The 21,867-nt window shown below is 43.1% G+C and carries 20 protein-coding genes, 1 pseudogene and 1 riboswitch; of the genes and pseudogenes, 5 read left to right on the top strand and 16 right to left on the bottom strand.

The window, feature by feature from the left end:
- The 12 genes and pseudogenes from AALA56_RS02495 to AALA56_RS02440 all read right to left on the bottom strand — a co-directional run.
- Positions 1-197 (bottom strand): annotated as a pseudogene (locus tag AALA56_RS02495) (glycopolymer transferase CpsA); the annotation flags it as partial.
- Positions 198-614: 417 nt separating this feature from the next.
- A complete protein-coding gene (locus tag AALA56_RS02490; RefSeq protein WP_003731097.1) occupies positions 615-1,451 on the bottom strand; it encodes a GIY-YIG nuclease family protein in 837 nt (278 codons plus the stop codon).
- Positions 1,452-1,659: 208 nt separating this feature from the next.
- Positions 1,660-3,021: a 23S rRNA (uracil(1939)-C(5))-methyltransferase RlmD gene (gene rlmD / locus AALA56_RS02485; protein ID WP_369908616.1), complete on the bottom strand. Its 1,362-nt coding sequence runs from the start codon at positions 3,019-3,021 to the stop codon at positions 1,660-1,662.
- Positions 3,022-3,094: 73 nt separating this feature from the next.
- Positions 3,095-4,450, bottom strand: coding sequence for an LCP family protein (locus tag AALA56_RS02480; RefSeq protein ID WP_369908615.1), 1,356 nt, complete (start codon positions 4,448-4,450; stop codon positions 3,095-3,097).
- Between the two features lie 16 nt (positions 4,451-4,466).
- Positions 4,467-5,291: a prephenate dehydratase gene (gene pheA / locus AALA56_RS02475; RefSeq protein WP_369908614.1), complete on the bottom strand. Its 825-nt coding sequence runs from the start codon at positions 5,289-5,291 to the stop codon at positions 4,467-4,469.
- Positions 5,288-5,764, bottom strand: a complete 477-nt coding sequence (locus AALA56_RS02470) for a shikimate kinase (RefSeq protein ID WP_369908613.1) — start codon at positions 5,762-5,764, stop codon at positions 5,288-5,290. The genes pheA and AALA56_RS02470 overlap by 4 nt, the downstream gene beginning before the upstream one ends.
- Positions 5,757-7,040, bottom strand: a complete 1,284-nt coding sequence (aroA, locus tag AALA56_RS02465) for a 3-phosphoshikimate 1-carboxyvinyltransferase (RefSeq protein ID WP_369908612.1) — start codon at positions 7,038-7,040, stop codon at positions 5,757-5,759. Before aroA ends, AALA56_RS02470 begins: the two co-directional genes overlap by 8 nt.
- 138 nt (positions 7,041-7,178) lie before the next feature.
- Complete coding sequence (locus tag AALA56_RS02460; protein ID WP_369908611.1) at positions 7,179-8,609, bottom strand: NADP-dependent glyceraldehyde-3-phosphate dehydrogenase; 1,431 nt, start codon at positions 8,607-8,609, stop codon at positions 7,179-7,181.
- 107 nt (positions 8,610-8,716) lie between these two features.
- The gene (locus AALA56_RS02455; protein ID WP_369908610.1) at positions 8,717-9,694 is read right to left on the bottom strand and encodes an AraC family transcriptional regulator; all 978 of its coding nucleotides are present in this window, start codon (positions 9,692-9,694) and stop codon (positions 8,717-8,719) included.
- A 19-nt stretch (positions 9,695-9,713) separates the two neighbouring features.
- Entirely contained in the window at positions 9,714-10,529 is an 816-nt protein-coding gene (locus AALA56_RS02450) for an oxidoreductase (RefSeq protein ID WP_369908609.1), read from the bottom strand.
- 150 nt (positions 10,530-10,679) lie between these two features.
- Positions 10,680-12,413, bottom strand: a complete 1,734-nt coding sequence (gene ptsP / locus AALA56_RS02445) for a phosphoenolpyruvate--protein phosphotransferase (RefSeq protein ID WP_164683152.1) — start codon at positions 12,411-12,413, stop codon at positions 10,680-10,682.
- 1 nt (position 12,414) lies between these two features.
- Positions 12,415-12,678 carry a phosphocarrier protein HPr gene (locus tag AALA56_RS02440; protein WP_003064009.1) on the bottom strand — a complete coding sequence of 88 codons (264 nt, stop codon included), beginning with the start codon at positions 12,676-12,678 and terminating at the stop codon, positions 12,415-12,417.
- A 456-nt stretch (positions 12,679-13,134) separates the two neighbouring features.
- On the opposite strand from AALA56_RS02440, the gene nrdH reads away from it, so the two are divergent.
- The 5 genes from nrdH to thiT all read left to right on the top strand — a co-directional run bounded on the left by nrdH (position 13,135) and on the right by thiT (position 17,718).
- The gene (gene nrdH, locus AALA56_RS02435) at positions 13,135-13,359 is read left to right on the top strand and encodes a glutaredoxin-like protein NrdH (protein WP_115269370.1); all 225 of its coding nucleotides are present in this window, start codon (positions 13,135-13,137) and stop codon (positions 13,357-13,359) included.
- A 29-nt stretch (positions 13,360-13,388) separates the two neighbouring features.
- Positions 13,389-15,548 carry a class 1b ribonucleoside-diphosphate reductase subunit alpha gene (nrdE, locus tag AALA56_RS02430; RefSeq protein WP_369908607.1) on the top strand — a complete coding sequence of 720 codons (2,160 nt, stop codon included), beginning with the start codon at positions 13,389-13,391 and terminating at the stop codon, positions 15,546-15,548.
- A 40-nt stretch (positions 15,549-15,588) separates the two neighbouring features.
- On the top strand, positions 15,589-15,975 hold the full coding sequence (locus tag AALA56_RS02425) for a nuclear transport factor 2 family protein (protein ID WP_369908606.1): 387 nt from the start codon (positions 15,589-15,591) through the stop codon (positions 15,973-15,975).
- Positions 15,976-15,990: 15 nt separating this feature from the next.
- Positions 15,991-16,953 (top strand): class 1b ribonucleoside-diphosphate reductase subunit beta, encoded by a 963-nt coding sequence (nrdF, locus tag AALA56_RS02420; protein WP_369908605.1) that lies wholly within the window; start codon positions 15,991-15,993, stop codon positions 16,951-16,953.
- 50 nt (positions 16,954-17,003) lie between these two features.
- A riboswitch (TPP riboswitch) is annotated at positions 17,004-17,100 on the top strand.
- A 57-nt stretch (positions 17,101-17,157) separates the two neighbouring features.
- A complete protein-coding gene (thiT, locus tag AALA56_RS02415; protein WP_369908604.1) occupies positions 17,158-17,718 on the top strand; it encodes an energy-coupled thiamine transporter ThiT in 561 nt (186 codons plus the stop codon).
- Positions 17,719-17,748: 30 nt separating this feature from the next.
- Here the strand turns inward: thiT and AALA56_RS02410 are convergent, their stop codons facing one another.
- The 4 genes from AALA56_RS02410 to alaS form a co-directional block, all read right to left on the bottom strand.
- Positions 17,749-18,516 carry a DUF3169 family protein gene (locus tag AALA56_RS02410; protein ID WP_369908603.1) on the bottom strand — a complete coding sequence of 256 codons (768 nt, stop codon included), beginning with the start codon at positions 18,514-18,516 and terminating at the stop codon, positions 17,749-17,751.
- Positions 18,488-18,721 carry a helix-turn-helix transcriptional regulator gene (locus tag AALA56_RS02405; RefSeq protein ID WP_369908602.1) on the bottom strand — a complete coding sequence of 78 codons (234 nt, stop codon included), beginning with the start codon at positions 18,719-18,721 and terminating at the stop codon, positions 18,488-18,490. The genes AALA56_RS02410 and AALA56_RS02405 overlap by 29 nt, the downstream gene beginning before the upstream one ends.
- A gap of 41 nt (positions 18,722-18,762) precedes the next feature.
- Entirely contained in the window at positions 18,763-19,092 is a 330-nt protein-coding gene (locus tag AALA56_RS02400; RefSeq protein ID WP_369908601.1) for a hypothetical protein, read from the bottom strand.
- Between the two features lie 145 nt (positions 19,093-19,237).
- On the bottom strand, positions 19,238-21,856 hold the full coding sequence (alaS, locus tag AALA56_RS02395; protein WP_369908600.1) for an alanine--tRNA ligase: 2,619 nt from the start codon (positions 21,854-21,856) through the stop codon (positions 19,238-19,240).
- Positions 21,857-21,867 lie beyond the last annotated feature (11 nt).

Below are 21,867 nucleotides of genomic sequence, written 5' to 3'. Positions count from 1 at the left end.
AAAACCGCTAGCAAGACAACCGTCAGCAAGACGTTGACATAGCGAAAGGCCAGGAAGTTATAGCTGTACATGGTGTAAATAGTGTATAAATATAAAATCAAGTAGATTGCAAACAGCACATAATTGATAACCAACAATGTATAATTAGAGTTTTTATTCTCTCGTCTATTGCGACGACTCCGACTAGAACGAGTCATGGAAACTCCTTTTTTATTAAAAGATATTACGCTTTATTCTACTCCTTTTAAGTGTGTAATGTCAATATAAACCTTTTATTTTACGCATTTTTAGGCGTTTTCTAATATTCTGTATTTTTGTGCTTTTACAATATTTTTGTCTTAAAATGACATAGCATTCTTTAAAAAGAGGAGATTTTAAACAAGTGATTTTCAACAGTTTTATCTTTTTTATACAAAAAAAACACACCGTTTTTAGTGATGTGTTATAATGATATTTTATGTATATTTAGTTTATTATTTTGGCGATACGGACTTTAACACTCACTAATGAACATTTAAAATAAGTTGTTTAAGAGGAGATGAAAAAAGTGAAGTTTCTCGTACAAAAACTTCACTTTTAACTTATCACTCATAATCTTCACGCACATACCATTATTAATTCCACTTTATTTTAACCGGAATCCCCAATTGACGAGCTAGTTTATCAATTTTGATTCTGACATTCTTTTTGTTGAAATTTGCATAAACCCATACTCCATCAGCTACCCTGGCTGAATTTGGTCTTCCGTTATACATGGATGGTTTACGTCCTAAAATCATAGCGAACGACGGCGTCTCATCGACAATTAATTCTTGCAGTTGATTGTTGTAGTTTCCATCCGCAAATAGCTGAGAAACAAAATCAACCAATAAACCTCTAGCAGATTTCGAAGATATCTTTTTCCCATCATACTCAATTTCATATTGTCCAGATGAACTAAATTCATAAATTTGGGTTTCACTGTCTTCGGAAGTACCAAACAAATCGATATTTGCAATTTCATCTATAATTTCAAACACTGTGTCATATAGCTGATCCGATTTTGCTTTTTGAAGTTTATCAATATACGAAGTATTACCAGCAGTTGAATTCATCATTTCATAGTCAGATTTTTCTTGGAAATCTTGGATAAGTCGTTTTTCAAGATAATCTGTATCTGCTTTTGACATTTTCCCATCTGCTCTTGTAAAGAATAAAACTGATTCAACCCAAGCTTTATCTTCCTTGAGAAAGTGTTGAGATAAACGAAGTGAAATTGATTGCCCTGCTGCCTGACCCACGTAACGCTTATTACCACCAATCAAAACATAAACAGCTGGATAATTTGAAAAATCCTGTTCCTTCAAATACGGCAAATCACTACGACTCATTGAAACCAAGATTGCTGGCTCGCGTTCAAAATAAGAAATATTATCTTTCTGTGTATCTGAAAATATAAAAATTTGCTTCATAAGTTTGTCTCCCTTGAAAACTCGATAATATATTATATCACGTAACCGTTATCAAAATCATCTAACCTATCAAGTCTACGGTGTAACTCCTATCAACTCAAAGCTCCATAGCATTTCCATCAACTCTACGCTCACCCAAAAATCGTCATTTCAACACGAAAAAAGAGCAATCCGGAAACCATCCCGAATCGCTCTAATCCTTGTCATATCAACGTTCCACACGTGTAATCAGTCCTACACACTCGATGTGATGTGTCTGCGGGAATAAGTCAACAGGCTGGGCTTTTGTGAGTTTGTAGCCTAGCTCTTCATAGAGCTTGATGTCACGAGCCATGGTCGCTGGGTTGCAGGAGATATAGGTGATTTTCTTTGGATTCATGCTAGCACTTGCTTTGATAAAACGCTCGCTCAAGCCTTTTCTCGGTGGGTCAACGAGGATAACGCTTGGCTCAATGCCTTCTGCTTGCCATTTTTTCATCACGTCCTCAGAGTCTCCGTGAACATAGTAGGCGTTTGTAATGCCGTTGCGCTCTGCATTTTTCTTGGCGTCTTCGACCGCCTGTGCAACGACCTCGACACCATAAACCGCTTTGACCTTTTTAGCAAAAGATAAGCCAATGGTACCAATACCTGAATAAGCGTCAATAACAACGTCCTCTTCTGTCAGCTCTGAAAAATCAATGGCTGTCTGGTAGAGCTTTTCTGCCATCTCGGTATTGACTTGGTAAAAGGACTGAGCAGAGATAGCGTAGCGATTGCCCAACATCTCATCCTCTATGGTGTCCTTGCCATAAAGCGTGCGAAACTCTCGCCCATAGATAGCGTTCGTCTTTTGGTCATTGATATTTTGGATAATAGAGGTCACCGCTGGAAAGGCAGCGACAATATCAGCAATCATCGCTTCAATGCGGAAAATCTTAGGACGAGTGGTCACTAGAACCAACATCATCTCACCAGTATAGTGCCCTCGTCTCACCACTAACTGACGAATCAACCCTGTCCCTGCCTGTTCATCATAAGGCTTGACAGCGTAGCGGCGCAGCAAATCACGCACAAAAACGAGCAGACGGTCAATCTCCTTATCCTGAATGAGAAAATCCTCAATAGGCATGAGGTCATGAGACCCTTTTCTAAAAAAGCCAATCTCTAGTTGACCATTGACACGGCGAACAGGCACCTGCGCCTTATTGCGGTAAGCAAAAGGCTGTGCCATACCAAGCGTTTCAAGAACCTCGACATCCTCAATATGAGCGGTCTTGTGGAGGACATTTTTCACCTGCTGGCGCTTAAAGAGCAACTGCTGGTCATAAGCGAGGTGCCCCAAGTCAGCAATCCCACTACGCAAATACACTCTATCTAGCGTGTCCACACGATGAGGAGACGTCTCGATGAAAGCCTCCACTTTCCCGTAAGCAAGGCGTTTATTGACCTTGAGCACACGCATGTCAATCACCTCACCTGGGAGGGCATTGTCCACAAAAAAGACCAGACCATCTGCCTTTGCCACGCCCATGCCGTCGTGGCTGAGATCTGTGATGGTCACACGTATTACATCATTTTTTTGAATCATATTAACTCTTTCTACTTGTATTCTCAAAAAGGCTAGAACCTTTCGCTCTAGCCTTCATTATATCATAATTTTATTAGCGCATTCCAAGTTTATCCAAGACTTTTTTATATTTTGAAAAATCAATATCTAAACCAGAACCACCGTACATATCAAGAGCGTCCACCCAGTCCCCTTCGTTTGGAATCGTCACCTGCTCAACACCGTTTTGCGCTTCTTGTAGCATAGAAATACCATTTGTCAAAAGGAAGGAATAAGACAAGTTAGTCGACGTCATGGCAAAGACTTTTCCGACCGCAGCCGCACCAGTAAAGAGCTTGATTGGGTCTTTAACCTGCGAGATAATGGCTGACATGACCTGCTGCTGACGTTTGGTGCGCCCGTAGTCGCCATCGTCATCCTTACGAAAGCGGGCGTAGTTTAAGAGTGTACGCCCATCCATGCGCTGTTTACCAACCTTGATAGTCTGGTTAGGCACAACACCATCTTTAGCGTTCAAGTCATCTGGAACTTCAACGGATGACACAGACTCGCCGTTAACTGTCCCAAACTTGGCAGTGATTTCCACACCATCTGGGAAGAGTGTGTTAATGGCTTCCGCAAAAGTCTCAAAATCCACCATGACATAATATTTGACGTTGATCCCAAAATTATGTTTGAGGACTTGTCTGATGTACTCAGCCCCTTGGTTATCATCCTGTTCACCGAGGTTAAAGGCAGTATTGAGCTTCAAGTCGGTGTAGTCGTCCACGCTGTAGTTGGGAATATTGACCAAGGTGTCACGCATAAAGCTGACCAACTTGACCTTGCCAGATTTATTGCTGACATTTGCGACCATGATGGTGTCAGTTCTAGCGTCAGTAGAGCCTTGGGTGACCCGCTGGTCGCTCCCTAAAATCAAAATATTGGTACCATCAGACGTTTCCTGACCATTAAAAGTCTCTGTAACCGCTGGGGAATAATTGGAATTGCTACCGACATCATTCATCCCTTTAAAGAACATGAAAATCATCCCTGCAAGTACTAGACCGATAAGGGCAGCCAAACTCAAAAGCACTCGCTTGAGCGTTTTTCTCTTTTTACGCTTAGGCTTTGCTTGTGCGCCATCTAGCGCTTTTTCTTTTGGCTTTTTCTTTCGTTTTGGTCGTGTGAGAGGAGCCTCGCTAGGATAAGTTGGCAAGTCGCTACTCTCTTGATAAGGATAGTCTGCATTCACAGTATCATCGTAGCTATCGTCATCGTCATAGGACCGACTATAGCGTCTTTGAGGCGGTTGTGAATAAGATGGCGTCTGGTACAAGGCACGTTGACGCTTCTGATTCAGATAAGCAAACTCCTCTTTTTCCTTAGTATTCAAATACTGAAGATTGTGAAGCAGATAGTTGTACCGCAATTCTTCGTGATGGCTTAGTCCATTATTTCGATTCGTCATTTGTCCATTCCCTAAACTATAGGTGATACACTTGGTAATTTCCTAATATTTTGGTGGTAATTCCCACCGTTTTAAGCTCTTCAAGAGCATAAGTAATCAACTTTTCCTCTGACACCAGCAAATCAATGATGAAAAAATACTCTCCCAAAACAGTCTTTAAGGGACGGCTCTCAATCTTTGTCAAATCAATACTACGCCAAGCAAAGACAGATAAAGCCTTGTAAAGAGCACCGGGCAGATTATCCGGCAAAGTCAAAGCTAGAGTCATCTTAGCCGTTTCTTTTGTCAAATCCAGGTCTGGCGCTTGCTTGCCCAGCACCCAAAAACGGGTGTAATTTTCATCAATTTCTTGGATATTCTTTGCGACCACCTCTAGATGATAGGTGCTAACAGCTTGCAAAGGCGCAATAGCTGCTAGTGCCTGCTCTGGGTGTTCTGCGACATAGCGTGCCGCATAGGCGGTACTAGCCGTCGTCTCAATGGTTGCATGAGGATAGTGCGTTTTGATGTATTGTTTTCCCTGCGCAATGGCTTGCGAATGTGAGAGGATTTTCTCAATCGGACGATTTTTATCCGCTGCTAGCAGCTGCTGCTTAATGGGCTGGATAATCTCTGCCACCGCTGTGATGTCACTACGGTGAAAAAGGTAATCCAGTGTCTCATGCACAGAGCCTTCGATGGAGTTTTCAACAGGAACGATAGCATAGTCAACGCTACCTTCCTCATACGCCTTGATAACCTCTGTGATATTTGCCATAGGCACCAGCTCATCACGGCTAAAGCTTTTGCTAGCTACAGCGTGGGTAAAAGAGCCGTTTGGTCCAAGATAAGCAACTTTCATTTGATGACCTCTACGATAGCTTGTGGCGTCTTGTCATCCACATCCACAATCTGGCTTGCCACTTCCTCATACCAATCCAAACGCCCGTTAAATATCGCCTTGAAATCTTCTTTGCTGTTATTGACAAACAAAGGACGCACATTGGTCTCATCTGACTGGATACGCTCATAAAGGGTCTCAAAAGAAGCGCGCAGATAGACTGTATCTGGGTGATATTTGAGCAATTGACGATTAGTCTCGCTCACAACCACGCCACCGCCAGTTGAGACAACATGATTGCTCTTTAATAGCTCCTCAAGAACTTGCGACTCTATCTGACGAAAAGCCGCTTCACCTTGGCTAGCAAAAAAGTCAGCAATCGGCATTCCAATACGCTTCTCGATAACTTCATCCATATCAATGTAATCAGGGTCTAAGAGTCTTGCAACCGTTGACTTGCCAGCTCCCATGAACCCTACTAAAATCTTAGCCATGACTCAACGCCTCCAAATCACTAAAGAAAGTTGGGTAGCTTGTATTGATAGCGTCCACCCGCTCAATCTCAATAACGCCTTCTGTCGCTACCTGCGCTGCAATAGCTGCCATCATGCCGATACGGTGGTCGCCAAAAGTATTGACCTTAGCACCGTGAAGAACCGTTTTTCCTTTGATAATCATACCGTCCTCTGTCGGTGTAATCGCAGCACCCATGCTGTTTAGCGCATCCGCTACCACTTGGATACGGTCTGTCTCTTTGACCTTGAGTTCCTCAGCATCACAAATGACCGTTTCGCCCTCTGCTTGAGTCGCAAGAAGAGCGATAATTGGCAACTCATCAATCAAACGTGGGATAATGTCACCAGCAATTCTTGTCCCCACAAGCTCTGACGTTTCTACTGTAATCGTCGCTGACTTTGCCACCTCATCAATATCAGACAGCTGCAACTTGCCACCCATAGAGCGAATAACGTCAAGGATACCTGTGCGGGTTTCATTGATACCAACATTTTGGAGGACAATCTTGCTGTTTGGCACAATTAGCCCAGCGACCAGCCAAAAAGCTGCACTTGAGATGTCACCTGGCACAACCACTTCTTGACCAGTAAACGCTTGACCACCTGTGATACGAATTTCCTTATCATTGATGGTAATTTCTCCACCAAACTGCTTAATCATATCCTCAGTGTGATTGCGTGTTTTCTCTTTTTCGATGATAACAGACTCACCCTCAGCCTGCAAAGCCGCAAAAATAAGCGCCGACTTGACCTGTGCAGAAGCTACTGGCAGATGATAATGGATAGGCTTCAAGTTTTTAGACCCTTTTAGCGTCAATGGGGGCAAATCACGCTCTGTTTGCCCAGAAATGTCAACACCCATTTGACGTAGAGGGATGGTAATGCGGTCCATAGGACGCTTAGACAAGCTATCATCACCAAACATCTCCACTTCAAAATCCTGACCAGCCAAAACACCCGAAATCAAGCGAATAGACGTTCCAGAATTGCCCATATCCAGTTTGTTTTGAGGTTTTTTTAGACCAGAAAAGCCAACACCCTCTATCGTGATGCTGTCGCCGTCATCTGTAATCGTCACCCCCATGTCACGAAAAACCTGCATGGTTGAGAGCACATCCTCACCACGTAAAATATCACGGACAACTGTAGTCCCCTTCGCTAAGCTCCCAAAAATGATAGAGCGGTGGCTGATGGATTTATCTCCTGGCACTCTGATAGTACCCTGTAATTGTCTTGCATTGGTTTGTAGCTTCATACAAATCCCCCATTATCATAGTATAAAAATATTGTAGCATAATTTGAGGGCAAACAACTTAAATTTCTGTAAAATTCTTCAAAAATATAATGGAATAACAAAAAGAACCTTCATGCAAAGTTCTTTTTGTTTATTCTCTTATTTTGCGATGTCAAAAACAACAGATTTGACGCTAGTCATAGCTTCGATAGAGTATTTAACCCCTTGAACACCAGCACCAGACTTCTTAGCTCCCAAGAATGGGAAGTTGTCTGTACCACGTTGTGTTTTGTTGTTGATGTGAACTGTTCCCACCTCAAGTTGGCTAGCAATCTTGAAGGCAAGTGGGAAGTTGTTGGTAAATACAGACGCTTGAAGTCCGTATTCTGATTTGTTTGAAATTTCGATAGCTTCTTCGACAGATTTCACACGGATGATTGGAAGGACTGGACCAAATGGCTCTTCCCAAGCAAGACGCATATCTGTAGTGACTTTATCAAACAAGACTGGGCAGATAAGGTTGCCTTCACGTTTGATTTCAGTAAGTGCTTCAGCTCCCTTGTCGCTAGCGTCATTGATAAGTCCTTCAACAAAGTCAGCAGCGTTTTTATCAATAAGCGGTGTGATGTCAGCGTCATCTTCTGGATTACCGATGGTTAGGTCAAGCACTTGTTGACGGATTTTTTCAACCAACTCGTCTGCTACAGAGTCCATGACCAAGACACGCTTAACAGCTGTACAACGTTGACCTGAGTAACCAAAAGCACCTGCGATGATGTTTTTAGCTGTCAAGTCAAGGTCTGCATCTTCAAGGACGATAGCTGAGTCTTTACCACCCAATTCAAGCATGATTGGACGCATACCAGCCAATTTTCCGATACGCTCACCGATTGGTGTTGAACCTGTGAAGTTGATGAAGTTAACTGCTTCGTGCTCAACGATGTAGTCACCAATGACAGAACCACGACCAGTAATAGTGTTAAAGACACCTGCTGGAAGTCCAGCTTCTGCAAATGCTTCTGCTAGAAGAAGTCCTGAGATAGAACCTTGCGTTGGTGGTTTAAGGGCAACAACGTTTCCTGAGATAAGGGCAGGAGCAATCTTAGAACCTGCTAAATTGATTGGGTAGTTGAATGGTGAGATGGCAAGGACAAGTCCAACAGGCTCACGACGTACAATGGCAATTTTGTTCTTGCTTGCGGCTTCAAAGCTACCACCTTCAAGCACTTCACCTTCCATACGAAGCCCTTCTTCGGCAGCGTAGTTGATGATTTCTGCTGTACGAATCACTTCGCTGACTGCAGATTTATAGCCTTTTGCGATTTCTTTAGATAAGACCGCACCGATTTTTTCAGCGTCACGAACCAAGATGTCTGCTACTTTGTGAAGATAAGCCGCACGCTCAACATATGAAAGTGCACGCCAAGCTGGTTGCGCAGCTTTTGCTTTCGCATAAACCTCATCTACCTCTGCAGTTGTCATCGCAGGGACAGTCCCCAGTGATTCGCCAGTTGTTGGGGCAAAAATTTCGATAGATTCCTCTGAAAGTTTCCACTCGCCGTTGACATAGTTTTTATAAGCTTTAGTCAAAAGTCAATCCTCCTAATATAAGTTAATTCCTATTTTATCATTTTTTAGGAAATTAGCAACGATTTACTACGGAAAAAGTCTGAAAATTTTGAAAAAATTCTTCTTAGTTAATCCTTAGCTGCTATTTCCTTTCGGTAAGCACTTACAGTTCTCCCTGTCCATTGCTTAAAAGCACGGATGAAAGCATTGACCTCGCTGTATCCCAGCAAGTCTGCAATCTCCTCAGAGGACAGCTGTAATTGCAAGTAAGAAAGTGCCATAGCTTTACGAACAATCTGAACTTGCTTTTGAAAAGTCGTTTGTTCTGCTGAGAGATGGCGCTGCAAGGTACGCACACTGACTCCTAAGTTTGTAGCGACATCCTCTATTTGAAAATGCCCGCTTGGCAGTGCTGAAAACAAGGTCTGCTGGACATGCTGAGAAAAGCTATTGTCTCGATTGAGCAACTCTAATTGGTGATTAAGCTGTAGCTCCAAGTACTGCCACATGACATTATTTTGCGTGATAAAAGGCTTTTCTAAATCCACTTTATCAAACACAATGGCATTGCTATTGCTTTTTTGCACAGAAACACCAAACTCCAGAAGCGTTGACTCGGCGTAGTCAAAAGGACTACTAACAGCCAGTGGCGTGATACGCTCTCCAGTTCCTACTCTGATTAAGTTCAAAAGCAAAAGCTGTTCGTTTAAAATGGCGAATTTTGGTAATGCCAACTCACTTATGGCATAACGATAATGCACAGAGACCGTTTTGTCAGACGAGACAATATCAAGGTCAATCGGTCCCACCAAATGCTTGTAGTGAGCAAAACGCTCGATGGCTTCCAAACCATTTTGGGCAGATAAAGCCGCAAAGAAAGCAGGGATAAACAACTGAATATGCTCAATCCTGCTGAGATTACAAATCGCCTCTTCTGTCATGACATCATCAAAAGTGAGTAACAGGCGATAGTACTCTAAGTCTGTCAATACAATATCTTCTTGCCATGTTTTATTAGGCAGACCAGCCTTTTCAAGAAGCACGGAAAAGTCTGCTCCGAGAGATTTAAGATAATCTTGAAATTGTTGGGTAAGGGTTAATTTCATACGCTCTCTTTTCTAGCTTTTATTTCATTTGACTGAGCATCATGCGGTCATACACACGATCACCAAAGATACGACGGATACCTAGCAATAAGTGTGAACCACGTCCTACAAGGTAGCGTGTTTTAGGGCGACGGCTATTGATAATCTTTTGGACAGTTTTAGAGATGACTTTAGGGTTAGAGCCAGCTACTGGTGGATTGTCCATAGCTTTGATGTAGGCATTGACCACTTCCTTATACGGACCTGTTTGCGATTCAAAGGAAAAATGGTCACGCACGCCTTGGTTAAAGCCTGTGTCAATCATACCAGGCTCTAAAACCACAACCTTGATGTTAAAGGCTTTTAATTCTAAACGCAAGCAGTCGCTGTAGCCTTCGATGGCGTGCTTTGTTGCATGATACCAAGCACCCAGTAGTGTGTAGATTTTTCCACCCATAGACGATGTGTTGATAATCAGACCATCTCGCTGCTTACGCATATAAGGCAAGACCTTTTGCGTCAAGCGGGCAACGCCATAAACATTGACCTCAAACTGGCTTTGAACTTGCTCCATTGAGAGCTCTTCGACCGATCCATAAAGACCATAGCCAGCATTATTCCAAAGCACATCGATACGCCCTTGTTCATTGATAACTTGTTGAACAACTCTTTCAATGTCTGCTTCATTTGTCACATCCATCTGAAAAACATGACCGCCTAGCTCGGCTAAGTCTTGCATTTTATCCACTCGACGTGCGACACAGTAGACGCTGTGTCCTGCCTTGATTAAATCCTCAGCTGTCATTTTCCCCATCCCTGAAGACCCTCCTGTAATTAAAATCACCTTGCTTGTCATTTGATAAACCTCACTTTGTTTTCTTGATGATACTAGTATATCAAGATTTCAGGGATAAACCACTACATCACACGCCAAGTTATTACCAATTCACGCCAAGAAAATAGCAAAAAAGACACTTAATCAAACGATTAAGTATCTTAATAGAAATTAGTCAACGTTAACGTATTCTTTACCAAGCTCAATAACTTCTTCCATTGTTGAGCATTCTGTAAGCGCACGGTTAGCGTATTCTTCCATTTTCTTAGTATCTAGTTTCTTCATCAAGCTACGTGTACGAAGAACTGATGTTGCTGACATTGAGAACTCATCAAGTCCCATACCCACAAGAAGCGGCACAGCAGTTTGGTCACCAGCCATTTCACCACACATACCAGCCCATTTGCCTTCAGCGTGAGCTGCTTTGATAACGTTGTTAATCAAACGAAGGATAGATGGGTTGTATGGTTGGTAGAGGTATGATACTTGTTCGTTCATACGGTCTGCAGCCATTGTGTACTGGATAAGGTCATTTGTTCCGATTGAGAAGAAGTCAACTTCTTTTGCAAATTGGTCAGCAAGCATAGCTGCTGCTGGGATTTCAATCATAATACCAACTTGGATATCATCTGAAACCGCTACACCTTCAGCTTTAAGGTTTGCTTTTTCTTCTTCAAAGATAGCTTTTGCTGCACGGAATTCTTTTAGAAGCGCTACCATTGGGAACATGATACGTAATTGACCGTGTACAGAAGCACGAAGAAGGGCACGAAGTTGTGTACGGAACATTTGGTTTCCAGTCTCAGAGATAGAGATACGAAGGGCACGGAAACCAAGGAATGGGTTCATTTCTTTTGGAAGGTCGAAGTAAGGAAGTTCCTTGTCACCACCGATGTCCATTGTACGGACAACAACTGGTTTACCGTTCATACCTTCAAGAACAGCCTTGTACGCTTCGTATTGCTCGTCTTCTGTTGGGAAATCTTGAGAGTCCATGTAAAGGAACTCTGTACGGTAAAGACCAACAGCTTCAGCACCATTAGCGTTAACACCTTCAACGTCTTTTGGTGTACCGATGTTTGCTGCAAGCTCAAAGTGTTTGCCGTCAGCTGTTACGGTTTTAGCATCTTTAAGAAGTGCCCATTCCGCTTTTTGTTTAGCGTAAGCTTCACCAGCTGCTTTAAATTCAGCGATTTGCTCATCTGTTGGGTTGATAATCACATCACCTGTGATACCGTTAACGGCAACAATATCACCGTCTTTCACACGTTCTGTGATGTCATTTGTACCAAGAACAGCTGCAATTTCAAGCGTACGTGCCATGATAGCAGAGTGACTTGTACGTCCTCCGATATTGGTTACGAATGCTTTAACAAACTTTTTGTTCAATTGTGCTGTATCTGATGGTGTCAAATCGTGAGCGATAACGATAGACTCTTCGTCGATAGTCGCTGGGTTTGGCAATTTAGCACCGAGCAAGTGTGCCAAGACACGCTTAGCCACGTCACGAATATCTGAAGCACGCTCTTGCATGTATGGATTGTCATCCATGCCTTCAAAAATCGTGATGAACATGTCTGTCACTTCTTTAAGTCCGCTTTCTGCGTTGACTTGTTTTGCACGAATTGTTTCTTTAATCTGACCAATCATCTCTGGGTCAGCAAGAACCATCAAGTGAGCATCAAAGACAGCCGCTGCTTCTTCGCCAAGGCTTTCTACTGCTTTCTCACGTATAACAGAAAGCTCGTCCTGTGATGCCTTTAATGCTGCATCTAGGCGAGCTTCTTCTGCATTTGTATCTTCAACTGTAACAGTCTCAAATGACAAATCCGGTTGAACGAGTAGATATGCTTTAGCAACAGCAACACCGTCAGATGCCGCAATTCCTTTAAGCATTTCTGTCATCTTATGCCAATCCTTCTTTTGTCATTGTTTCTTCGATAGCTGCAAGAGCATCGTCAGCGTCAGCACCTTCAGCAGAGATAGTAACATCTGCACCTTGACCAACACCAAGGCTCATAACACCCATGATAGATTTAAGGTTTACTGCTTTACCTTTGTAATCAAGAGTGATGTCTGAAGCGAATTTGCTAGCAGTTTGAACAAGCAAAGTTGCTGGACGTGCGTGGATACCTGTTTCTGCAACAATGTGGAAATCTTTTGAAGCCATAATTGGATTCTCCTTTATAAATAATTTGTAAATTTTTGAATTATCGAGATGATAACCCTTACAACTAGAGATTATAGCACAATATGATTTGATTTTCAAGATTAAAATTTCAAAGCTGTGTATCTTATTTTCAGAGAATTTGCCAAACCCTTTAAAACACTGACTTTACAGCGCTTTTATTCTCCCTTATTTTCTTTTTCATTTCCTCATTTTTTAGCAACTATCTAACAGAAAAAAAGCGCTTTTTTGAAAGTCATTTCCAGTCTTTTTCGTAGAATGAAGCCTAAAAAGGAATGGATTTCTCTGTTTTGGTTTAAAAAAGATTAAAAATCCCAATATTTAGTTTTTGAAAAATAATTGCAATACTATATCTTGTGTCTTTCAAAATAAAAAGCTTGCATTTTTGTCTATATTGGGCTATGCTAAGAAGGTACAAAATTTCAAAGGAGACTGTTTATGGCTAAGATTACGCTATTTTCAAAAAATAACTGCATGCAATGCAAAATGACAAAGAAATTTTTGGAGCAAAATGGAGCTGACTTTGAAGAAATCAATGTTGATGAACATCCTGAAAAGATTGAATACCTTGTCAACCTTGGCTTTAAAGCCGTCCCTGTCATCGAAGCAGGTGATGTTCGTTTTTCTGGTTTTCAACCAAGTAAACTAAAAGAAATTCTCTAAAAACATTTTAAATAGAAAAAGGAAATCCTATGAGCTTAAAAAACTTGGGCGACGTCTCATATTTTCGCCTAAATAATGAAATCAATCGTCCTATCAATGGGCAAATCCCACTTCATAAAGACAAAGAAGCCTTGCAGGCATTTTTTGTTGAAAATGTAGAGCCTAATACCATGCCTTTTGACACGATTACAGATAAAATCAACTATCTTATCGAACATGACTATATCGAGAGTGCTTTTATCAAGAAATACACACCAGCCTTTATCGAAAAGCTCGCACAAGAACTAAAAGAGCATAAGTTCCGCTTCAAGTCCTTTATGGCAGCCTACAAGTTTTACCAGCAGTATGCGCTAAAGACTAATGATGGCAATTACTATCTAGAAAGTATCGAAGACCGTGTGCTTTTTAACGCTCTCTACTTTGCTGATGGCAATGAAGACTTGGCACATGATTTGGCGATTGAGATGATTAACCAACGCTATCAACCAGCGACACCTAGCTTTTTAAATGCTGGACGTAGCCGTCGTGGCGAGTTCGTCTCTTGTTTTCTTATCCAAGTGACTGACGATATGAACGCTATTGGGCGCTCTATCAACTCTGCTCTGCAGTTGTCTCGTATCGGTGGTGGTGTTGGGATTTCCCTTAGCAACCTGCGTGAAGCTGGCGCTCCTATCAAGGGCTATGCCGGTGCTGCCTCTGGTGTGGTGCCAGTTATGAAGCTCTTTGAGGACAGCTTTTCCTATTCTAACCAGTTGGGGCAACGTCAAGGGGCGGGTGCGGTTTATCTTGATGTCTTTCACCCTGATATTCTCAACTTCCTCTCTACTAAGAAGGAAAACGCCGATGAGAAAGTACGTGTCAAGACCTTGTCGCTAGGGATTACCGTACCAGATAAGTTTTACGAGTTAGTGCGAAAAGACGCTGATATGTATCTCTTTAGCCCTTACTCTATTGAGCGTGAGTATGGTGTGCCTTACAACTACATCGACATCACTGCCAAATACGATGAAATGGTGGCTAATCCAAACATCGTCAAAACTAAAATCAAGGCACGTGATTTAGAAACAGAAATCTCAAAACTCCAACAAGAGTCTGGCTATCCTTACATCATCAATATTGACACCGCTAACCGCCACAATCCGATTGACGGGAAAATCATCATGTCTAACCTCTGCTCTGAAGTACTTCAAGTGCAAAAGCCTAGCCTTATCAATGACGCACAGGAATACGAAGTCATGGGAACAGACATCTCATGTAACCTCGGCTCTACCAACGTCGTCAATATGATGACCTCACCTGACTTTGGACGCTCTGTCAGAACCATGACACGTGCGCTGACCTTTGTCACAGATAGCTCAAACATCGAAGCAGTGCCGACTATCAAAAACGGTAACAGTCAAGCGCACACTATCGGACTTGGGGCGATGGGACTGCATTCTTACTTTGCTAAAAATCACATCCACTACGGTAGTAAAGAGTCTATCGAGTTTACCAATATCTACTTTATGTTGATGAACTACTGGACACTAGTCGAGTCTAATCAAATCGCTCGTGAGCGTAAGACCAGCTTTGTCGGCTTTGAAAACTCTGACTACGCTAACGGCTCTTACTTTGACAAATACATCACAGGCGACTTTGTACCACAGTCAGACCTCGTCAAAGAACTCTTTAAAGACCACTTCATCCCACAAGCAAACGATTGGATGGCTCTGCGTGATGCTGTCATGGCAGATGGACTTTACCACCAAAATCGCCTAGCTGTCGCACCAAACGGCTCTATCAGCTACATCAACGATGTGTCAGCTTCGCTTCATCCGATTACACAGCGTATCGAAGAGCGCCAAGAAAAGAAAATCGGTAAAATCTACTATCCTGCCTATGGCTTGTCAACAGACACTATTCCTTACTACACTTCTGCTTATGACATGGATATGCGTAAGGTGATTGATGTCTACGCTGCTGCGACAGAGCATGTCGACCAAGGCTTGTCTCTGACTTTGTTCTTGCGTAGCGAGATTCCTGAAGGGCTCTACGAGTGGAAAACACAAACCAAACAAACCACACGTGACCTCTCTATTTTGCGCAACTATGCCTTTAACAAAGGGGTCAAGTCTATCTACTACATCCGCACCTATACCGATGATGGCGATGAAGTTGGCGCCAATCAATGTGAATCTTGCGTTATCTAACAGTATACATCCACTTAACATGAAAATAGGAGAGAGAATCATGACACAACTCGAAAACAATAAAGAAACAGCTATCCAATTTTATAAAACGGCTTTTGAGGGCAATCCTGAAAAAGCGGTTCACGATTATGTTGGAGACGACTACTTTCAGCACAATCCGCTTGTAGCAGACGGCAAACAAGGGTTTATTGATTATTTCAACCGCATGCAAAAGGAATATCCTGATAAGTCTGTGCGTTTCTTGCGTGCCATTGCTCAAGACGACCTTGTCGCTCTGCATACGCACCAAGTTTGGGGCGCACCTGACAATAAAGAATACATCACTATGGATTTTTTCCGCTTTGATACTAAGGGCAAAATCGTTGAACACTGGGATAGTATCCAAGAAGTTATCACAGATACCAAGTCTGGTCGTACCATGTTTTAACCAAAGGAGAATACAATGCCTACTTACTATGAAGCCATTAACTGGAATGAAATCGAAGATGTTATCGACAAGTCGACATGGGAAAAGCTGACCGAGCAATTTTGGTTGGATACCCGTATTCCTCTATCCAATGACCTTGACGACTGGCGCAAGCTCTCAGATGTTGAAAAGGAGTTGGTTGGCAAGGTCTTTGGTGGCTTGACTTTGCTTGATACCATGCAGTCTGAGTCTGGTGTTGAGGCTATCCGAGCAGACGTTCGCACACCACACGAAGAAGCTGTCCTCAACAACATCCAGTTCATGGAGTCTGTCCACGCCAAATCTTACTCATCTATCTTTTCAACCCTAAACACCAAGTCTGAAATCGAAGATATCTTTGAGTGGACCAATAACAACGAATACCTGCAAGAGAAAGCACGTATCATCAATGATATTTACCAAAACGGTGACGCCCTTCAAAAAAAGGTCGCTTCTACTTATCTCGAAACTTTCCTTTTCTACTCTGGCTTTTTCACCCCTCTTTACTATCTTGGCAATAACAAACTCGCCAATGTCGCTGAAATCATCAAACTCATCATCCGTGACGAGTCTGTGCACGGCACCTACATCGGCTACAAGTTCCAGCTAGGCTTTAACGAGCTTTCTGAAGAAGAGCAAGACGCCTTTCGTGAGTGGATGTACGACCTCCTCTACCAACTTTATGAAAATGAGGAAAAATACACCCACACACTCTATGACGCTGTCGGCTGGACTGAGGAAGTCATGACTTTCCTGCGCTACAATGCCAACAAAGCCCTCATGAACTTGGGGCAAGACCCACTCTTTCCTGACACGGCAAACGATGTCAATCCTATCGTCATGAACGGTATCTCAACAGGAACATCAAACCACGACTTCTTCTCTCAAGTCGGCAATGGCTATCTCCTGGGTACCGTTGAGGCGATGACAGATAGCGACTACCTCTACGGACTGGACTAAAATAAGCTAGTTGACAAGTTTGCGCTTTCATGATAAAATGTGAACAATTACATATCACAAAGGAGTGCCTTGAGCTGAGATCGCATTTGCGAAATCCTCTAACCTGATCTCGTTAGGACGAGCGTAGGGATTGTGACATTGACGGTTAAATACATCATTTGAACGCAAGACACAAAACTCCTTTCTGATTTGAGAGGAGTTTTTATGTCAACATCATCGAACAGCAGAGCCCTCATCGAGGCTGCTCTCTTTGCCGCTCTGGCTATGGTTTTATCCTTTATCCCTGACTTTGCGTCTTGGGTGACGCCATCTTTTGGAGCCATTCCTTTGGTCTTTCTCAGCTTGCGCCGTGGGCTCAAGTATGGTTTGGTCAGTGGTTTTATCTGGGGGTTATTACACTTTGTTCTTGGAAAGGTCTACTATCTCAGTCTTAGCCAAGTCGTCATTGAGTACCTCATCGCTTTTACAGTCATGGGGCTTGCAGAGCTTTTTGCTAATCGTTTTCAGAAGCAACTAAAAGCACAGCAAAAATCTAAAGCTCTTGCAACGGCTTACTTAGCTTCTTTTATCGCCTGTGCTGTGCGCTATTTCTTTCACTTTGTGGCTGGCTTCCTCTTTTGGGGGTCTTATGCGCCAAAAGGCATGAGCGCTGTCTGGTACTCTGTGACAGTGAACGTTCCTGCTGGACTCGCCACATGGGGCATCGTCGCTATTTGCTTAACTGTTTTAATTCTATCTTACCCTCGTTTGTTTGAGGTCGACTAGCTAAAAAGCCAACTGCTAAGAGTTGGCTTTTTATTTGTAAAAATCATTGACCATCTTAATCTGCATGATAAAGATATAAAGGTGAACCACAACAGCGACACAGAGCCCGACAATCTGCACCTGACCTGTAAAAAATGACAGTACCATCAAAATGACATAAATCGTTGGTAAGACAATACCGCTCAATCCCATGACAATATCAAAGCTGATTTTATAGTTGGCTTGGAGCTCCGCTTCGTCTTGCTGCAGTGCATTGGCTTTTATTTCTTTCAATGTCGGAAATAGAGACATGCTAATGCCACGGAATTTCCGATAAAGATGTAAGGAGTAGGCTTGAAGTCCACCTGCTAAAATCAACCCTACAAAATCGATAAGCATGATTTGAAGGTCAACATCGCCTGCACTTGGAACGATACGAAAGGACGTTACTAAGCTCACAAGAGCTAGGATACTCGCACTGCCATTTGCTGTCATGCCATAAGCGAACCTACGGTTGAGCCTACGATAAAGCGTATCACTCGCCTCATCATCCTCACAACTACTATACACCTTCATGTCTCTAGCTCCTAGATAGAGAAAAACGGCAGCTAGCACAGTCAGAATGGCATAAGTCACACGAAACACAGTGGAGACAACCATCAGCACGTCATCTGAGCTGATAGAAGGGCTTTCGTGGTATCTAAAATACGCCAATAAAAATCCCGTCACACCGCCTAAAGCGAGTCCTGAAATCCCTCCGATAAGCAACTGCTTGACCAGTCTCAACCAGCTATTTAGCTGTTTCTTCGCTGTTTTCATCTTCCTTTTCCTCCGTTAACCAAAATACTCTCTCCAGTGGCTCCTTAAAAACCTGTGCTATCTTTAGGGCAATCAGAACCGACGGTGTGTACTCACCCCGCTCAATCAGGCTAATGGTCTGCCGTGAAACACCAGCAAGCTGCGCCATTTTAGTCTGGTTGATTCCCTCTCTAGCCCGTAGTTCTTTCAGACGATTTTGCAACATCTAGCGACACCTCCTCGTCTTTTAACGCTCGCACCAAGCACTCACGCACAATGAATGACCTTGATGTCATCAACACGGATGAGTTTTACTTTCTGACCCTTTTTCGTTTCTCGTGTCAACTTCGCCCACTGCTCATCATAAGCTTCTAAAATCCAATTATCAAGTCCTGTTATTGAATCATCTAGGATAATAACACACTTCTTTCCGACAAATTCTTCTAATAATGCTGACATGTCATTGACTCCTTTCTCTCCTGCAGCTAAACGCTTAACCTGCTTTTGCAGTCGCTTCATCTTGTTTTGGTTATCTGCATGGTAAACAATGAAAACCAGAACCAAAAACGATAACATCATCCATCCCAAAGATCCCATAGACTTTCTCCTTTTTCTTGTAATCGTTTTCTACATTTTTATTGTAACACATTGCTGTCATTTTGACAAGGATATTTGTCAAAAATCTAACGATTTTTGTCATTAAAGACAGAAAAAAACGAACACGAGGTTCGTTTTTCATGTATTAGAGATTGTCGCCTACTGCGGCAAGGAGTTTGTCAATAGCTGAAGCGTCGCTTCCACCTGCCATTGCCATGTCTGGCTTACCGCCACCACGACCGCTCACGATTGGTGCAAGAGTTTTGATGAGGTTGCCGGCGTGGACATCACTTGATTTGCTTGCCACAAGGACATTGACTTTGTCGCCAATCGCTGCGGCTAAGACAAGCACGTCAGAGTAGTCTTTTTGTTTCCAATTGTCCGCAAAAGTACGGAGTGCACCAGCGTCTGACACAGAAACTTGACTAGCGATGTAGCGTTTGCCTGCGGCTTCCTTGACGTCTTTGAAGATGTCGCCAGCTGCGGCAGCTGCGGCTTTTTCCTTCAAGTTTGTGTTTTCTTTTTGCAGTTTGTGCACTTGCTCTTGAAGCGTTGCAACTTTACTTGGTACTTGTTGTAATTGTGGTGCTTTGAGGGTTTGTGCGATTTCTTTTAACGCTTCCTCTTCTTCACGGAATGCCATGTAAGCTTCACGACCTGTCACTGCAAGGATACGACGTGTACCAGATCCGATACCCTCTTCTTTGACAATCTTGAAGAGACCGATTTCAGAGGTATTGCCAACGTGGGTACCACCACAAAGCTCGATAGAGTAATCACCGATAGTCACGACACGGACTTCTTTGCCATATTTTTCACCAAAGAGCGCCATAGCTCCCATGCCCTTAGCTGTGTCAATGTCTGTTTCGATAGTGACTACAGGAATAGCTTCCCAGATTTTTTCATTGACCTCACGCTCGATTCGCTTGAGCTCATCTGCGTTCACAGCTTCAAAGTGGGTAAAGTCAAAGCGGAGGAACTCAGCTTCATTGAGAGAACCTGCCTGTGTAGCGTGTTGTCCGATGACATTGTGCAGCGCAGCATGGAGCAAGTGCGTTGCTGTATGGTTTTTCATGACACGTTGACGGCGTGTCTTGTCAATGACGAGGTGATAAGTTTCCCCAACAGCTAATGACGCACGGACTTCTACTGTGTGAAGGGCTTGACCGTTTGGTGCTTTTTGGACGTCAGTCACTTGAGCAACCAACTCACCCTTGGCATTTTGGATGACACCGTGGTCAGCCACTTGTCCACCCATTTCAGCGTAGAATGGTGTTTGGTCAAAGACAAGAAGCGCTTCACCTTCAGAGACCATCTCTGTGCGTTCATTGTCAGCGACGATAACAGAAAGTTTGGCGTCAAGCTCTTGACGTTCGTAGTCAAAGCTTGATGGCTCTGTGATACCTGATAGGGTTTCATTTTGCATGCCCATTGAGCCACCCTTGACGACACTTGCACGAGCACGCTCTTGCTGTTCTTTCATGGCTTTTTCAAACCCTTCATGGTCAATCTTAAAGCCAGCGTCCTCAGCCAACTCCTCTGTCAACTCAACTGGGAAACCGTAGGTATCATAGAGTTTAAAGATATTTTTGCCATCCAGCGTGTCTTTGTTCTCAGCCTTAAGTTCAGCTAGCAAATCATCTAGCATGTTTGATCCAGCGTCGATAGTACGAGCAAAGGTTTCTTCTTCACGCTTGATAATCTTTTCAATGAAGTCACGTTTTTCAAGCACTTCTGGATAGTAGCTTTCCATGATTTGCCCAACAGTTGGAACGAGCTTGTAGAGGAAAGTGTCCTTGATACCGAGACGACGTCCGTGCATAACAGCACGACGAAGCAGACGACGAAGCACGTAGCCACGTCCTTCATTTCCAGGAAGCGCCCCATCACCGATGGCAAAGGCAAGTGAGCGGATGTGGTCAGCAATGACCTTAAAGCTCATGCTGTCGCCATCTGGATCGTAAGTTTTGCCTGAAAGTTTTTCAATCTCACGGATAATCGGCATGAAGAGGTCAGTCTCAAAGTTGGTCTTAGCCCCTTGGATGACAGCTACTAAACGCTCTAAACCAGCACCCGTATCAATATTTTTATGCGGTAATTCTTTGTACTCACTGCGTGGTACAGATGGGTCAGCATTGAACTGTGACAATACGATGTTCCAGATTTCGATATAGCGGTCGTTTTCGATGTCTTCTGCTAAGAGACGGATACCGATATTGTCTGGATCAAACTCTTCACCACGGTCAAAGAAAATCTCTGTATCTGGTCCAGAAGGTCCAGCACCGATTTCCCAGAAATTGTCCTCAATCGGAATCAAATGACTAGGCTCAACCCCCATCTCAATCCAGCGGTTGTAAGAGTCCTTGTCATCTGGATAGTAGGTCATATAGAGCTTGTCCTTTGGAAAATCAAACCACTCAGGGCTAGTCAGCAATTCATAACCCCAAGCAATCGCTTCGTCACGGAAGTAATCACCAACAGAGAAGTTTCCAAGCATTTCAAACATGGTATGGTGACGAGCTGTTTTTCCGACATTTTCAATATCGTTGGTACGGATGGCTTTTTGCGCATTGGTGATACGTGGATTTTCAGGAACGACAGAGCCGTCAAAATATTTTTTCAGTGTCGCAACCCCAGAGTTAATCCAAAGAAGGGTTGGGTCATTGACAGGAACCAGGTTAGCCGATGGCTCTATACTGTGTCCTTTTGATTTCCAAAAATCCAACCACATCTGGCGCACTTGAGCGCTTGTCATTTGTTTCATAAAATCATATA

The sequence above is a fragment of the Streptococcus hyointestinalis genome, assembly GCF_041225505.1.
GTDB lineage: Bacteria > Bacillota > Bacilli > Lactobacillales > Streptococcaceae > Streptococcus > Streptococcus hyointestinalis_B.
This window is presented reverse-complemented; position numbering and strand designations above follow the sequence as displayed.